The organism is Hungatella sp. SB206 (genome assembly GCF_051132295.1).
Lineage (GTDB): Bacteria > Bacillota > Clostridia > Lachnospirales > Lachnospiraceae > Hungatella > Hungatella effluvii.
The window spans coordinates 6,505,427-6,520,016 of the sequence record NZ_CP096603.1; the positions used below are offsets into that span (position 1 = coordinate 6,505,427).

14 protein-coding genes are annotated in these 14,590 nt (G+C 49.7%); 3 read left to right on the forward strand and 11 right to left on the reverse strand.

Features of this window, described 5'->3' with window-relative positions:
• Positions 1-68: 68 nt before the first annotated feature.
• From M1L66_RS28950 to ispE, 6 genes are all read right to left on the reverse strand, one after another.
• Positions 69-3,107, reverse strand: a complete 3,039-nt coding sequence (locus tag M1L66_RS28950; protein WP_187020113.1) for an efflux RND transporter permease subunit — start codon at positions 3,105-3,107, stop codon at positions 69-71.
• Positions 3,108-3,119: 12 nt separating this feature from the next.
• Complete coding sequence (locus M1L66_RS28955) at positions 3,120-4,262, reverse strand: efflux RND transporter periplasmic adaptor subunit (protein ID WP_187020115.1); 1,143 nt, start codon at positions 4,260-4,262, stop codon at positions 3,120-3,122.
• Between the two features lie 36 nt (positions 4,263-4,298).
• A complete protein-coding gene (locus M1L66_RS28960; RefSeq protein WP_187020117.1) occupies positions 4,299-4,922 on the reverse strand; it encodes a TetR family transcriptional regulator in 624 nt (207 codons plus the stop codon).
• A 146-nt stretch (positions 4,923-5,068) separates the two neighbouring features.
• A complete protein-coding gene (locus tag M1L66_RS28965; protein WP_002604747.1) occupies positions 5,069-5,263 on the reverse strand; it encodes a hypothetical protein in 195 nt (64 codons plus the stop codon).
• A 6-nt stretch (positions 5,264-5,269) separates the two neighbouring features.
• Complete coding sequence (locus M1L66_RS28970; RefSeq protein ID WP_187020118.1) at positions 5,270-5,947, reverse strand: GntR family transcriptional regulator; 678 nt, start codon at positions 5,945-5,947, stop codon at positions 5,270-5,272.
• Complete coding sequence (gene ispE / locus M1L66_RS28975; protein WP_187020120.1) at positions 5,937-6,842, reverse strand: 4-(cytidine 5'-diphospho)-2-C-methyl-D-erythritol kinase; 906 nt, start codon at positions 6,840-6,842, stop codon at positions 5,937-5,939. The genes M1L66_RS28970 and ispE overlap by 11 nt, the downstream gene beginning before the upstream one ends.
• Positions 6,843-7,222: 380 nt before the next feature.
• On the opposite strand from ispE, the gene M1L66_RS28980 reads away from it, so the two are divergent.
• Both M1L66_RS28980 and M1L66_RS28985 read left to right on the forward strand, forming a co-directional pair.
• Positions 7,223-7,561 carry a P-II family nitrogen regulator gene (locus M1L66_RS28980; protein ID WP_055653476.1) on the forward strand — a complete coding sequence of 113 codons (339 nt, stop codon included), beginning with the start codon at positions 7,223-7,225 and terminating at the stop codon, positions 7,559-7,561.
• A gap of 193 nt (positions 7,562-7,754) precedes the next feature.
• Entirely contained in the window at positions 7,755-8,966 is a 1,212-nt protein-coding gene (locus M1L66_RS28985) for an ammonium transporter (RefSeq protein ID WP_187020122.1), read from the forward strand.
• 99 nt (positions 8,967-9,065) lie between these two features.
• Here M1L66_RS28985 and M1L66_RS28990 read toward each other — a convergent pair whose 3' ends face one another.
• Both M1L66_RS28990 and M1L66_RS28995 read right to left on the reverse strand, forming a co-directional pair.
• The gene (locus M1L66_RS28990; RefSeq protein ID WP_002604752.1) at positions 9,066-9,650 is read right to left on the reverse strand and encodes a GTP pyrophosphokinase; all 585 of its coding nucleotides are present in this window, start codon (positions 9,648-9,650) and stop codon (positions 9,066-9,068) included.
• Between the two features lie 167 nt (positions 9,651-9,817).
• Complete coding sequence (locus tag M1L66_RS28995; RefSeq protein WP_187020123.1) at positions 9,818-10,561, reverse strand: YesL family protein; 744 nt, start codon at positions 10,559-10,561, stop codon at positions 9,818-9,820.
• 264 nt (positions 10,562-10,825) lie between these two features.
• Here M1L66_RS28995 and M1L66_RS29000 point away from each other — a divergent pair, with 264 nt between their 5' ends.
• Complete coding sequence (locus M1L66_RS29000) at positions 10,826-11,527, forward strand: hypothetical protein (protein ID WP_187020125.1); 702 nt, start codon at positions 10,826-10,828, stop codon at positions 11,525-11,527.
• Here M1L66_RS29000 and M1L66_RS29005 read toward each other — a convergent pair.
• The 3 genes from M1L66_RS29005 to M1L66_RS29015 all read right to left on the reverse strand — a co-directional run bounded on the left by M1L66_RS29005 (position 11,463) and on the right by M1L66_RS29015 (position 14,581).
• On the reverse strand, positions 11,463-12,272 hold the full coding sequence (locus M1L66_RS29005) for a GNAT family N-acetyltransferase (RefSeq protein WP_187020127.1): 810 nt from the start codon (positions 12,270-12,272) through the stop codon (positions 11,463-11,465). The two genes, M1L66_RS29000 and M1L66_RS29005, sit on opposite strands and share 65 nt — an antisense overlap.
• A gap of 47 nt (positions 12,273-12,319) precedes the next feature.
• Positions 12,320-12,838 (reverse strand): peptidylprolyl isomerase, encoded by a 519-nt coding sequence (locus M1L66_RS29010; RefSeq protein ID WP_187020128.1) that lies wholly within the window; start codon positions 12,836-12,838, stop codon positions 12,320-12,322.
• A gap of 360 nt (positions 12,839-13,198) precedes the next feature.
• Positions 13,199-14,581 carry an alanine/glycine:cation symporter family protein gene (locus M1L66_RS29015; protein ID WP_187020130.1) on the reverse strand — a complete coding sequence of 461 codons (1,383 nt, stop codon included), beginning with the start codon at positions 14,579-14,581 and terminating at the stop codon, positions 13,199-13,201.
• Between the last annotated feature and the right edge of the window lie 9 nt (positions 14,582-14,590).

A 14,590-nucleotide genomic window follows, 5' to 3' on the forward strand; every position in this document is an offset into this window, starting at 1 on the left:
TTCGTATCCTTATCTTACCATATAACTGCAATAAGTTCAAAGACACATTATTCCAGTTTTCATATAACTTAGTCCGGCATTGGCTCCGTATCCACTTTTCCGCTCATGATCGAGTAGTAAACCGGCAGCATCAGGAGGGACAGAATGGTCGAAGCCGTCAGGCCGCCGACGTTGACAAGGGCAAGCCCCTGCATCAGTTCTCCGTTGCTTCCGTATCCGATCGCCATCGGGATCATGGACACGATGGTGGTCAGAGTCGTCATGAGGATAGGACGAAGTCTCGTCGCGCCCGCCTCTATCATGGCCGTTCGCTTATCCATTGTGGAGCGGTACTGGTTGACTGTATCGACATAAAGAATACCGGCGTTCACAACCGTACCGATTAACATCAGGAAGCCTAATAAGGAAGGCATGGTAATCATGACATCCGCTGCCGCCAACAGACCGAAGGAACCGATCAGGCTGAACGGAATGGTCGTCATGACCATCAGTGAGAACTTCGGTGACTCGAACTGAGCCGCCATAACCACGAATACCAGGAAGATTGCGATGGCAATGGCCTTAAACAGGGCGCTGAATTCCTCATACATGGACTCGTCAACGCTGTTTTTCGCTCTTGTAACCGAGCTGTTCAAGTATTTGTTTACCACCTGTTCATTGATCTTCTTCAGGGCTTCCGTCTTTTCCTTGTCGCTGGACACCTCGTCGGTAAAGGAGCCCGTGATGGTCGCCTGGTACTGTTTATTCTTACGTGTGATTCCGGCCGGGCTGTCTTCATAAACGATATCAGCGATATCGGTAAGCGCCACAGAACCGCCTGTCTGTGTCGGAATCGTGATTCCCTTTACCTTATCCAGCGTATCATACTCGCCATCCGGATATTCGACCTTAACGTCCACGTTGTTGCCGTCCACGTCCATGGTCATCGCCTTCACACCGCTTAACATGTTGTTAAGCAATCCTCCGACAGAGGCCGGAGCGACGCCGTCCGCAGCAGCTTCAATCGGGTCCACATGAACCTTAATTACCGGAGCTGCGTTTTCCAGATCGGAATGCACCTTGATAAGGCCCGGATACTGTGTGAGCTCATCGACCAGATTGTCGGAGGCCTCTTTCAAGTCATCTAACTGGGAACTTTGTAAAATAACCTGTAAATCGTTGGAACTGCTGAAGGAGCTCATCATGGAGCTGGATTCCACGGTTATGTTGCAGTCCGGGATATCCCGCATCTCTTTCTTCCATTTATCCACGACCTGTTTTGTGGTGAGTTCTCTGTCATCCTTCAAATATGCGGTCAGAGAAGCGCTGCTTCCGCCCAGGGACAATCCGCTGCCGCCGTATGTAACCATGTAGGACTTCCTGTCAGGCTCGGCTTTGACAATCGCCTCCACCTTGCTTAAAATCTTATCTACCTCTTCTATCTTGAGACCGGGGCGAACCTCTACCGTCACTGCTACGGTTCCCTGGTCTACATCAGGCATCAGGGCGAATCCCAGCCGGCCGGCGATCACAAAGGATACCACCAGAAGCAGTACGGAAACCGCCATAACCGTCTTTTTCTTATTCAGCAGCTTTCCGATGATATTCCGGTAGCCCTCCTGCAGCCAGCGAACCATACCGGAGGCTGGAGAATTCTTCTTCTCCACCGGACGGAACCGGCTGTAGCACAGCGGAACAATGGTCATAGCGGAGATCAGTGAGGCCGCCATACAGAATACGATGGTGAAACCAAGCGGTGCGAACATCTGTCCCGACATACCCTTTAAGAGTGCAAGCGGGATAAATACGACACAGGTGGTAACGGTTCCGCCGAAGATCGACTGGATAACCTTACCGGTTCCTTCCAACGCCGCCTCCATGTATTCCCGGAAGCCCTGCCCCTTGTGGGAACGGAAACAGCTTTCCAGCACAACGATGGAGTTATCGACCATCATACCGACGCCGAGAACCAGGCTTCCCATAGTAACAACGTTCAGGGAAAATCCCATAACCGACATCAGGATCAGAGCCGCCAGGATCGATACCGGAATGGAGCTTCCGACGATCAGGGACGCCTTGATATCTCCGAAGAACAGGAAGATGATAACCATGGAAATGATAACCGCCATAACCATGGTGGTCGTCACAGAACTCAGCGCGGAGGTAATCTGCTCGCTGGTATCATTGACAACGATCATCTCCAGCTGCGGATGCTCTGCCTTCAGCGTCTCGATCGTCCGTTTTACCGACTTCGATACGTCTACCGCACTGCTCTTCTGCTGCTTGTTGATGGACAGGGACACGGTATCTTCTCCGTTATAACGGCCGATACTGGTATCTTTTCCGGTTGTCTCGGACACATCAGCCACATCCTCTAAATAGATGGTCTTTCCGCTTCCGGCTACGATCGGAATTCTCTTTAAGCTCTCCACTGTATCGAATTTCACGGAGGTGCTGACCGATAAATCCTGTTTGCCTACCCCTGTGCTTCCTGCCGGGTAGGTGAAATCCGCGCTTTTAATGGCCTGGCTGATGGAATTCATATTCAGATGATACTGATTCATCTTCTCAGGGATCAGGCGGACTCTGATATAGCCCTCCTGGCCGCCGCTTAAATCCACGCTGGCTACGGATGATATTTTCTCAAATTCCGGAACGATCTCATCGCTCACGTAATTGTATAAGTTATCCGCCGAGGGATCATTGACTGACAGTGTGATACTCGGCATGTCATTCATGTTAAATTCGAAGATACTTGGCGAATCCACATCATCCGGCATGGTGATGCTGTCCATCTTTTTCTTCAAATCGGAATACGCTTTATCCATGTCCGTGCCGTATTCATACTCCATCATGACAATAGAGATATTTTCCTGGGACATGGACTGAATATTCTTAATGCCGGACAGGGTTCCAACTGATTCCTCGATGGGCTTTGTAATCAGCTCATTGACATCATCCGGGCTGGCTCCCGCGTATACGGCGGTGATCATCATCATCGGGAAATTCATCTCCGGTGTCAGCTCCATCTTGGAGGAGAACACGGAAGACAAACCGAAGACCAGAAGGCATAGAACGGCCAAAACGGTGGTGATGGGTCTCTTTAAAACACTTTTTGTAATTCCCATTCTTCCGCCCCCTTACTGATTCGCATCAGCCGGCTCTGTCTGACTGAAACTTTCGGTCTGAGCGTCAGGTGTCCCGTCTTCTGATGTCTGATTTTCACTTAAGGTGACTTTGGATCCGTCATAAAACTCTGTTGTCCATGTGGTAACAACCAGATCGCCTGCGTTAATTCCATCTTTTATTTCGATGAAGCTGTTATCAGCAATTCCAACCGTAACCGCATTTTTGTGGAGAACACCGTCTCCGTATGTGTAAATATAGGGACTGCCGCCTTCATAGTAGACTGCGTCAACCGGCACAGTGAGCACATTTTCGGCCTTCTCGGAAATCACACGAAGCTTTACGGAGGTTCCTGTAGCCAGGGCGCCTCCATCCGGAATGGATGCCTTTACTTTAAATAAGCCGCTCTGCGGATCAACCATGGAACTCACCTCCATGATCGACGCCACATGGTCTGTTCCATTTTTCTCAACTGTGACAGGATCTCCAGCCTTCAGGCCCCCTACGATCCGTTCTGAAGCGTAGAAGGTAACCGCCTTGCCGTCGCCCGCTCCGGCGATGACACAGATCTGGCTCTGCTGGGAAACCATATCGTGAAGCTTTACATTATAGCTCTCCACACGTCCTGCGATCGGGGATGTAACCTGGCTGCTCTCAAGCTGAAGGTTATACCCCAGTTTTGCACTCTCATACTGCAGTCTTGCCAGTTCTACATTATCGGCCAGCTTCTGGAAATCAGCTTCAGCCATATCCCCTGCCGCATGCAGCACGGAATAGCGGTCCAGATTGCTCTTCGCATCCTCATACGATACCCGGGCCGTCTCCATGGTAAGTCTTGCCGCTTCCACCTGCTTCGTATCAATCTCGCATAACAGCTGGCCCGCCGTCACCTGATCGCCGGTCTGCACGTTGACGCTTATGATTTCTCCGGCTCCCTTCGGTGTTACATACACGATGCTGTCCGGTTCAATCGTACCGATCAGCTCTGTGCTCACCTCGATCGAACGAAGTTCCGGATTCTCTGCGGCTACCACCGGCGGCACCTCCGCCACGACCTCCTCTTTCTTTCCTCCGGCAACATTGGTTACGATTAAGGTTGCCACAGCAGCCACCAACACTACGCTGACTGCGATTGTAATTACTTTCTTCTTACTCATGCTGAACTCCTCACTTCGTTACAAAGATTATTCTAGTTACTGTTTACAAATTCCATGTTGCAGTATTTCTAATTTTTCACGGAAAATTTTCTTAATATTTTCCTCACTCTCCATATGCCGGTTATACCAGCATATGCTTTCCATTACACATCCCATGATCATGGACACGAGAATTGCAAAGGAATCCATATCGTTCTTGCAGAACTTCTCCTTGTCCGTCACCTCGTACAGTGCCTCTAAGATTTCGTTGCCCTTTTCTTCACCCACACCATTGCTTCCATGGATTTCCGCAAAAAGCTTGTCGAAGTCCTGGTAGAGAACGATGCTCTGCATCATCTGGAACATCTTCCCCCTCTGTGCAAAGATAATCGCCTGATCCAGCAGTTCCTCCGAGGCAATCCACAGGTTCCCGCCGTGTGTGACCACGGACTTCGTCCAGAAGAATTTCAGCTTATCCGCAGTGTCGCTGAATATGTATCTCACCAAATCCCGCTTATCTTCAAAATAAGTGTAAAAGCTTCCTCTGGATATTCCTGCATTCTGAATTATTTTATTGATGGAGACCTTTTCAAAAGGAACCCGGATGCATTCTTCCATGGCCGCGTCACGTATCGCTTTTTTCTTCTCCTCCGGCAACTTATTAAATCGTTCTGTCGGCATATTCTCACCCCTCTTTATCCGTTCTCACCCTTTTTCCGGCCAGCCATAATTTTAAGCGCAAAAGGTGACAACCTGTCACTTATTATAATGACATGTTGTCACCTTGTCAATAAAGGTTATACTTTTTTTATAAATTTTATGCTCATTTATTTTTTGCTGTCAAGAAGCTCTTTCAGAGCTTCATCACTTTCCTCAATCCAGATGTCTTCTTCTTCCTCATTAAGCCCCAGAAACCGGGCCAGAGTACGGGGATCGTCGCTGCCGTTCCACTCTTCCACGTAATCGTCAATCGCCTCAAATTCGACTTCACCTGCCAAATACCGGTCCTTAAACGTCATCATATATCTTTAGCCCTCCTGCTCCTTTATATTTCTGGAAACCGTGATTTCCTGGTTATCGATGTGCTCCCTCATGGCCTCCTTGGCTTCCTCCACCCGGCGCAGCTTCACAGCCTTTAAGATCTTGTCGTGCTCAAGAAGGAGAATCTGACGCTTATCCTCGTCCTTAATGTATTCCAGACGGTAACGGTACATCTGCTCCCTTAGATTGTTGAGAATCTGTACAAGCCTGTCGTTGCCGGTGCCTTTATAGATGACATCGTGATACGTCTCATCGTTCTCCGCGATCTTCATGGCATCTCCGCAGGCCACCGCAGCCTTAAATTCCTCCTGGGTCTGTTCCAGGGCATCTACCTCTTCCTCAGTCATTCTCTGACAGGCCAGTTCTATCGCCAGTTCCTCCAGGGAACGTCTCACCTCCAGGACATCACGAAGGCTCTTCTCGGAGATCTTCGCGACCTCGGCGCCCTTTCTCGGAATCATCAGCACCAGACCTTCCAGCTCCAGCTTTCTGATCGCCTCACGGATCGGTGTTCTGGAAACACCCAGACGCTCCGCCAGCTGAATCTCCATTAAACGTTCGCCCGGAGCCAGTTCTCCTTTTAAGATAGCCTGGCGCAGCGTATTGAAAACCACATCGCGCAGCGGCAGATATTCATTCATGTTCACCTTCAGATCATTTCCCATGGGAAACCTCCTTTGTATTGTAAAAATTAGTCAGATATACAGATTTCGCCAGATTGGCCGACTTGCCGTAACGCATTTCCTCGTAGGCCTCTTCCGCCGCCTTCGGGCTTGTAAATATTCCAAAAACCGTGGGTCCGCTTCCGCTCATCAGGGCATTTACGGCTCCCAGTGATTTTAACCGGTCCTTGATCTCCGCAATCACAGGGTATTCCGGTATTGTGACCGTCTCCAGCACATTGCCCAGCAGGGAGGCAGCCCCGTAAATGTCGCGTTCCCGGATAGCTGCTATCATGCCGTCAATGTCCGGATGGTCCGACGGACGCAGGGACGCGGCATCCAGATGCTCATATACGAATTTAGTGGAGACGCTGATGCCCGGTTTAGCAATCAGAACCTGGCACTGGGGAATAGGCGGCAGAGGCGTTAAAATCTCACCGATTCCCTCCGATAGCGCCGTCCCCCGCATCACGCAGTAGGGAACATCGGCCCCGATCTTCACGCCGCGTTCCATTAACGATTCCATGGAAAGCCCTAAGTTAAACATCTTGTTCACTCCGAACAGCACGGCCGCGGCATCGCTGCTGCCCCCCGCCATCCCGGCGGATACCGGAATAAACTTCTTTAAATGAATGGTGACTCCGTGGTTGATGTGGAACTCATCCATCAAAAGCTTCGCCGCCTTGTACACCAGGTTATTCTCGTTTACCGGAAGATAGTATAAATTGGTCTGGACGGTAATCCCCGGCGTCTCCTTTAAGTAAAGATCAATCTTATCATAAAGTCCGACTGTCTGCATAATCATACGGACCTCATGGTATCCATCCTCTCTCTTCTTAAGAACGTCGAGCCCCAGATTAATCTTCCCATAGGCCTTAAGTCCAAGATGTCTTATCATAGGCATAAATACCTCGCATTTTCTTAATCTCTTCAGATTGTACTTTTTCGTTATTTTGTATACAGTATTAAGTATAGTACGAAAGAGGAAAAAGCACAAGTCTTTTCTACGTTTTGTGGCCGCTCATTTTTGTCAATATTTCACAATTTTTTCTAATTATTCCGTTACAAAATGTATTTGACATTTATTTTCAGAAATGTATAATGTTTAATATCGAACGAGGGCGTTCCACTTAAGGAATGGCCCTCGTTTTTGTTGTCAACACCATAAAGTCACTCCACTAAGTTCGTGGAAGACCTCACTAAGTGGAGATGACATGTATCGCACGTAAGAGACCAAAATACGGTCTCTAAGTGCTCATAACAAGGAGGATATGCGGTATGAAAAAGCTGGAAATCATCATCAGACCGGAAAAGCTGGAGAATTTAAAAGCGATTCTGGAAGGCTGCAAGGTCAACGGCATCATGATCAGCAATGTCATGGGCTACGGCAATCAGAAGGGGTATACGCAGATGTACCGGGGTACCAAATACAATGTGAACCTGCTTCCAAAGGTAAAGGTGGAAACCGTGATTCCAAAGGAACTGGCGGATCCCATCATCGATGCGGTCGTCGATGAGATCAACACGGGAAATTACGGTGACGGAAAGATCTTCGTCTACGACGTTCAGGACGCCATCCGGATCCGTACCGGAGAGCACGGACGCGAGGCTCTTTAGCCCCCTGCTATCCCGTATCACCGGCCATGCGGCCGCGGTTTAACCGTACCACTTTAAACTCCATACAGAATCCAACATATAAAATTATCAAAGGGGATAATTGCTTACCGGCCGGTAAGCGGTTATCCCCTTCCTGCATCCATTCCCGGGATTCTGGCGGCGTTTACCAAAACAGTTCAGGAGGAGTAAAATTATGGAAGAAACAACCTTATTGATGAATATTATGTGGACCATGCTCGGCGCTTTTCTCGTTTATTTCATGCAGGCAGGCTTTGCCATGGTGGAAACGGGCTTCACCAGGGCAAAAAACGCGGGAAACATCTGTATGAAGAATATGATGGACTTCGTTCTCGGCTCCCTCTTTTTCTTCATTCTCGGCTTCCCTCTCATGTTCGGAAAGAATATCGCCGGCATCATCGGCGGATCCGGTTTTCTAAATCCCTATTCCCTGGCGGATGCAAACGGGATGATCAACGGACTCCCCATCGGCGTATTCATGATTTTCCATACGGTGTTCTGTGCCACTGCCGCGACCATCGTCTCTGGCGCCATGGCGGAACGGACGAAATTCTCTTCCTACCTCGTCTATTCGGCAGCGATCAGTATCTTCATCTATCCGGTGACCGGCCATTGGATCTGGGGCGGCGGATGGCTGGCAGAGATAGGCTTTCACGATTTTGCCGGTTCCACGGCCGTTCACATGGTTGGCGGCGTATGTGCATTTGTCGGAGCAAAAATCGTCGGTCCCCGGCTCGGGAAATACAACAGTGACGGGACACCGAACGCAATTCCCGGCCATAACATTCCCCTGGGCTTCCTGGGCGTGTTCATCCTCTGGTTCTGCTGGTTCGGATTCAACTGCGGTTCCACCACCGCCGCCTCCACCTCCCTGGGAGATATCGCCATAACTACGAATCTGGCGGCTGCCGCCTCCACTCTCGTTACCCTTTTATTCACCTGGGCCCGTTACGGCAAGCCCGATGTCTCCATGACTCTGAACGGAGCGCTGGCCGGTCTCGTGGCCATCACCGCCGGCTGCGATGTCGTCACTCCCTATGAGGCCATCATCATCGGCGTCATCGCCGGATTTGTCGTCGTACTCGCCATCGAGTTCATCGACAAGGTGGTCCGTGTGGATGATCCGGTAGGCGCCGTAGGCGTACATGGCTGCTGCGGTCTGGTGGGAACTCTGCTGACTGGTGTATTCGGCGAAGGCTGCAGCTTCGTCACACAGCTGACCGGAGTCGTATCCGTGCTTGTGTACGCGGCGGTGCTGGCATTCCTTATCTTCACAGTGATCCGCCTGACCATCGGCCTGCGGGTATCCGATCAGGAACAGCTGGACGGACTGGATATGCATGAGCACGGCATGACCGCATACTCCGGATTCCGGATCGATAAATAATCACGCTTTCCCTCATATTATCTATATACTTCATAACCCCCGCCGGCAGTACACCGCCGGCGGGGGTTATGACTGTGAACTTAAGTCCTGGGACTCTCCTTATAAGTACGCTTCCATCTCTTCTTCCATGTTCTTTAAATATTCTGCATACTCCTTGAATTCCTGAGCCGCCTTCTCTTCCAGCTTCTGGCTGCCTTTATAGCAGATGCGGTGTTCCATGCTCGCCCACAAGTCCATGGACATGGTCCGAAGCTGTATCTCCACGGGATAATACTCCATGCCGTCCGTGTGATAGACGGGGACGCCGAACACGATGTGATAGCTTCTGTAGCCGTTAGGCTTGGGATTGCTGATGTAGTCACACTCCTTGATCACTACGATATCGGTCTGTTTCTTAAGCAAAGACACCACAGCGTAAATATCACGCACAAAATAGCAGATTACGCGGATTCCCGAAATATCAGTCAGGCAGTCCCTGGCGGATTCCACGTCGCTCTCGTAGCCTCTGCGGATCAGTTTCTGTTCTATGCTTTCTTTCTTTTTAACTCTGTCCTGCACATGGTGAATGGGATAATTCTGGTATTTGCGCCGGTAATCGTCATTCAACACTTCGACGCGGACGCGAATGTTCTTCAGCGCGTCCTCATAAGGCTGGATAAACACAACATACTCCTCTTCCGTCATATGCCACCTCCCGGATTTTTCAAAACCAACCATACTGGGGATTATTATACCTCATTTTTGTGTCCATCCCATGTCCAAATTCTAAAAAAAGCGTTGTGCTTTCTGAACTTTTTCTGATCAGAATCACAACGCTTTCTTCTATATAATATAGCCGGTCTTATCAACGATTACTGTTCTGCCGGCTCTTCTTTCTTAACTTCCTCCTCTTTTACCGTTCCCACTGCCTTTAATGCCTCTTCCTCATCGGCAAAGATCGGTCTCATATCGCCGTCTTCACGATCTTCCTTCGGCATATACTTCTGAAGGATCGGAGATAAGATATAGGAGTTGATAAATGCAAGAAGCGGGAATCCAAAGAGCACGCCAAACATCATGATCTGCGGAATCATCACCATCGCCACAACCACAGCCACATCGATGACGATGATCGCGATTGTCTGAAACAAATGACGGATGGACATGAAAAACGCATTGAAAAACGTTCTCTTTATGGTATTATAAAATCTGGACTGTAGCGGGAATATGTAGGTTATAATCGCCAGATAAATAATGGACATCGCAAGGAAAATCGTTACCATGACTGTCTTAAACTGCTGGGACATGTTAAACCCGCCCCTTGTAAAGAACAGCATGTCAAAGCCCAGAATAAGGCCCACAGCCAGCATGATCAGCCAGATAATAGTCGCCTGCCTGAAGTTCTCCTTAAAGGACTTGAAAAAGGACCGGATTGTGTATCCGTCATCATTCCTCGCAAGCTTCAGCGTTACGTAATATACAGCGGTCGTAGACGCCCCGATTGTAAAAATGGGAATACTGCACACGAACCACAGTACGTTCAGTATGATCAGATCTCCAAACTTTCCGATAAAACGCCAGACAGGATTATCATAATTAAAAAAACCAGACAGCATAAGTCGTACCCCTTCTCTTTCCTTTGAGTGTGTCCGGTGGAAATGAGTATACAGACACGCTCTAGTAGCATTACAAAGTATTATAGCGAATCCTGTCCCAAAAAGCAAACATTCTTCTTTATTTCATGAAAATTTCACAATTATTATGCCGGGGTTGTGGTATAATGTGGTATACAATGAGCAATTGCCTGGGCCTTTGGCCCCCGCTCAACCGGAACCGGATTAATCCGGGCCGACTAATTCACGAAAGAGGTTTGACTATCCATGACACCTTATGAAAATGTTACTTTTAAAGAACGGCTGCATGAGGAAGCCGCCAAGCTTAAAGAGATGTCTTTCAGAGACAAATTCTGGTATATCTGGGAATACTATAAGTTTCCTATCATCGGGGTTGTGATCGCGGTTTTTCTGGTGGGTTCCATCGGAGGCGCCATGTATAACAACCGTTTTGACACCGCGCTGAGCTGTGCCGTCTTAAACAGCCGCTATGACAGTGAGACGCTGACCGTGGACCAGTATTTCAACGAGGGCTTCCGCGCCTTTATCGGACTCGACGAAAATACGAAGATCGATGTGGACTATTCCATGTCCCCTTCTTTTGATGAATCGGCCATGAACGAGTACTCCTACGCGGAGCTGGCAAAGTTGACTGCCATGATCTCCAGCAAGGGACTGGACGTCATGATCGGACGCCCGGATGTCATTGACCATTACGGAGAGATGGACGGATTTCTCAATCTGGAAGAAGCCCTCCCGGCGGATTTATACGAGCAGATAAAGGATTACCTCTATCCGGTCACCAATGCCGAGACCGGCCAAGAAGCGTTCTGCGGCATCCGCATCGGAGATACCTCCTTTGGCGAGAAGACCGGCCTGATCCTGGAAAATCCGGTTCTCACCATTATGAGCAACTCGCCTCATACAGATACAGCAATCCAGCTGATTCGCTACATTTTTGAGCAGTAAGACGAAAGCCAAGTGATTCGGCCAGACGTATGGAGGCCGTATTTCCTTCCTCAATGACCGCGCAGATACAACCGGTCAGCCGGTCGGTACCATAATTTAAGATTTCCCTGCACGCCTCCTTCGCATAGCCGGAGCGTCGCCAGGGAGTGAAGATGTGATATCCCAGTTCCAGCGGGGTATCCTCTTTTTTTTGCGGCGGAGAAGGTTCTGCCTGCCGGGACTCTGTTTGTTGGATTTCTGCCTGCCAGGACTCTGTTTGCTGGATTTCCCCATTCAGGAATTCTGCGGTTGGCTGAAACAGCCCGGCCTTTCCGATCACGGTCATACTCTCCTTTTCCACCACCGCCCAGATTCCGTATTCAAAGAACCGGTACTGGTTGTCGATATATGCGGCCAGTTTCTCTCTGCTGTAAAAAATCGTATCACCGGGCCCCGCATCTTCCGAAATCATGTGCGCGGCATCCTCCGCCGTGAATTCCCGGATCACCAGCCGCTCCGTCTCTGCGATGATCCAGGGCATATGAAGCCTTCTTCTCACCACCCGCTCCAGAAACTCCTCATCGGCATCCTCCGCACACTCCACAACGTAGTCCGCAGGGGCAAGGCTCTGGCCGCTTCTGTTTTTGTCCCATAAACCAATGATGGCCCCGCCAGCCGCATACGCGGCCGACAGGACCTCCTGTTCGCTGGAAATGGTGACAGTATACGGCGTACCGCTGATGAATACGGTTCGTTTCTCTGTCATACAATCATCCTCTGTCTTAATCAGTACTTCTTATTAGTACTTCCTAATTAGCATTTCTCCGGTTCCGGATACTCTGTGCCGAAAGTCTCCACTGTCATGGATTTGATCTTCTGCTCTTTCATCGGGCGGTCGTTGTAATCTGTGCGCACATCGGCAATTTTATTCACAATATCCATTCCCTCGGTAATCTTGCCGAATGCCGCGTAGGAACCGTCCAGATGCGGGGAAACCTTGTGCATAATAAAGAACTGGGAGCCTGCGGAGTTCGGGTTCATCGCTCTGGCCATGGACAGCACGCCCTCGGTGTGCTTAAACGCGTTGTTAAATCCATTCTGGCTGAACTCACCCTTAATGGAATATCCCGGGCCTCCCATTCCGTTTCCGTCCGGGCAGCCGCCCTGGATCATAAAGCCGTTAATGACTCTGTGGAAAATCAGTCCGTCATAAAAACCTTTTTTTACCAGACTTATAAAATTATTTACTGTGTTCGGAGCAATCTCAGGATAGAGCTCGGCCTTCATGATATCGCCATTTTCCATGGTTATTGTAACAACCGGATTATTCATATTATTATTACTTCCTTTCTCTGTACCATGCATTCTGTACAACCTGAAAGTATTTTACCAAATCTGTCCCGGCTTTTCAAGACGGTTGACAGTATTTACAATTCTTTTCGGAACAGTAAAGGCCATGCCAGGCTTTTGTTCACATTTTGTTTAAATTTCATTCAAAAACCTTTTACACAAATAACATGATTTCTTCATGATTCGTGGATATACTTTAATTGTAAACAAATAAATAGCTTATAAGATTTTTTTCATAATACTCGAGCTGATAATTTATTATCAGCTCTCCTCCCTTTTTCAAACAAATATATTAAAGAGAGCCTCTCCGCTGCGGAGAGGCTCTTTTCGGCTGCTGCCATATCAGTTTTTTCCGGTCTGTATTTCCTCCTCTTTTCCCTTGGGAAAGGTTACTTCCTTCATCAAAAAGATTAAAGCCGCAATATTGGGCAGCGCCATCAGGCCGTTCCAGATATCGGACAGCTCCCACACCGTTTCCAGTCTGGCCACACAGCCTAAGAACACCGCTCCCAGATAGAGGAACGTATACGCCTTTCCCCGCAGAATCCGAGAGAGAAGCAGGAAATGACCGTGCTCCTTCAGCCGTTCGGCCAGATAGCCCGACGCCTGCCGTCCCAGATAGTACCAGGCGATAATGGTGGCAAATGCGAACAGCATCATCGCTGCCGACACGAGATACTCTCCTAGGCCGCCCAGCCGTTTGGAAAAACAGTAGGCCGTGAGAGCCGCTCCATCGTATCCGGAGCCTGCCGCGTCTCCGCCGGTCATGCAGAGGATGACAAGGGCTGTCATAGTACAGATCAAAATGGTATCGAAGAACACTTCGAACATGGCCCACATGCCCTGCTGCTCCGGCGTCGTCTCCTCAGCCGCTCCATGCAGAACAGCCATGCTGCCCAGTCCGGCCTCATTGGAAAACACGCCTCTGGACATGCCATACTGAAGGCTCTTGGAGATTCCATATCCCGCAGCCCCGGATACAGCCGCACCAGGCTTCAGCGCATCGTGAAAAATCGAGGCGAAAATAGCGGGGATCTGGTCGTAGCACGACATGATGACCACCATGGAAAACAGCATGTAAATCCCGGCTGAAATGGGAACCAGCCGTTCGGAAACCATGGCGATCCGGCCGATTCCGCCAAAAATCACGAGAAAGACGATGCCGGTCAGGATTACTCCCACCACCTCCGGGCGGCTCCCAAACGTATATTGGAAGGTTTCCGCGATGGAATTGGACTGTACCATACTCCCCATCCCCAGCGATACCATGACACAGAAGAAGCTGTACAGCATTCCCAGCCACGGCATATGCATTCCGCGCTCCAGGTAAACCATGGGACCGCAGATCCATTTGCCCTTCTTATCCCGGTAACGGTAACGGATACCAAGCATGGTCTCCGCATAGCCTGTCATCATGCCGATGGCGGCGGACACCCACATCCAAAAGAGTGCTCCCGGCCCCCCTGCGGTGAGTGCGGTCGCCACTCCCACGATATTTCCGGTCCCGATGGTAGCCGCCAGAGCCGTACAGGCCGTCTGGAACTTTGTCACGGCGCCTTCCTCTTCCAGTTCCTCTTCCCGTATGCTTCCGATGGTCATCTTCCACCAGTACGGCAGCCTTCTGATCTGGAAAAAACCGGACTTCACCGTATAAATAATGCCGATCCCCAGAAACAGGACCAGCAGCCATGGCCCCCAGACAAGCTCATGAATTCTATGTATCATCGATGCCGC

What these genes read in the sequence shown, in the direction of transcription:
- M1L66_RS28950 (WP_187020113.1), bottom strand. Translation starts at nt 3,107, where the DNA reads ATGGGAATTACAAAAAGTGTTTTAAAGAGACCCATCACCACCGTTTTG.
- M1L66_RS28955 (WP_187020115.1), bottom strand. Translation starts at nt 4,262, where the DNA reads ATGAGTAAGAAGAAAGTAATTACAATCGCAGTCAGCGTAGTGTTGGTG.
- M1L66_RS28960 (WP_187020117.1), bottom strand. Translation starts at nt 4,922, where the DNA reads ATGCCGACAGAACGATTTAATAAGTTGCCGGAGGAGAAGAAAAAAGCG.
- M1L66_RS28965 (WP_002604747.1), bottom strand. Translation starts at nt 5,263, where the DNA reads ATGATGACGTTTAAGGACCGGTATTTGGCAGGTGAAGTCGAATTTGAG.
- M1L66_RS28970 (WP_187020118.1), bottom strand. Translation starts at nt 5,947, where the DNA reads ATGGGAAATGATCTGAAGGTGAACATGAATGAATATCTGCCGCTGCGC.
- ispE (WP_187020120.1), bottom strand. Translation starts at nt 6,842, where the DNA reads ATGATAAGACATCTTGGACTTAAGGCCTATGGGAAGATTAATCTGGGG.
- M1L66_RS28980 (WP_055653476.1), top strand. Translation starts at nt 7,223, where the DNA reads ATGAAAAAGCTGGAAATCATCATCAGACCGGAAAAGCTGGAGAATTTA.
- M1L66_RS28985 (WP_187020122.1), top strand. Translation starts at nt 7,755, where the DNA reads ATGGAAGAAACAACCTTATTGATGAATATTATGTGGACCATGCTCGGC.
- M1L66_RS28990 (WP_002604752.1), bottom strand. Translation starts at nt 9,650, where the DNA reads ATGACGGAAGAGGAGTATGTTGTGTTTATCCAGCCTTATGAGGACGCG.
- M1L66_RS28995 (WP_187020123.1), bottom strand. Translation starts at nt 10,561, where the DNA reads ATGCTGTCTGGTTTTTTTAATTATGATAATCCTGTCTGGCGTTTTATC.
- M1L66_RS29000 (WP_187020125.1), top strand. Translation starts at nt 10,826, where the DNA reads ATGACACCTTATGAAAATGTTACTTTTAAAGAACGGCTGCATGAGGAA.
- M1L66_RS29005 (WP_187020127.1), bottom strand. Translation starts at nt 12,272, where the DNA reads ATGACAGAGAAACGAACCGTATTCATCAGCGGTACGCCGTATACTGTC.
- M1L66_RS29010 (WP_187020128.1), bottom strand. Translation starts at nt 12,838, where the DNA reads ATGAATAATCCGGTTGTTACAATAACCATGGAAAATGGCGATATCATG.
- M1L66_RS29015 (WP_187020130.1), bottom strand. Translation starts at nt 14,581, where the DNA reads ATGATACATAGAATTCATGAGCTTGTCTGGGGGCCATGGCTGCTGGTC.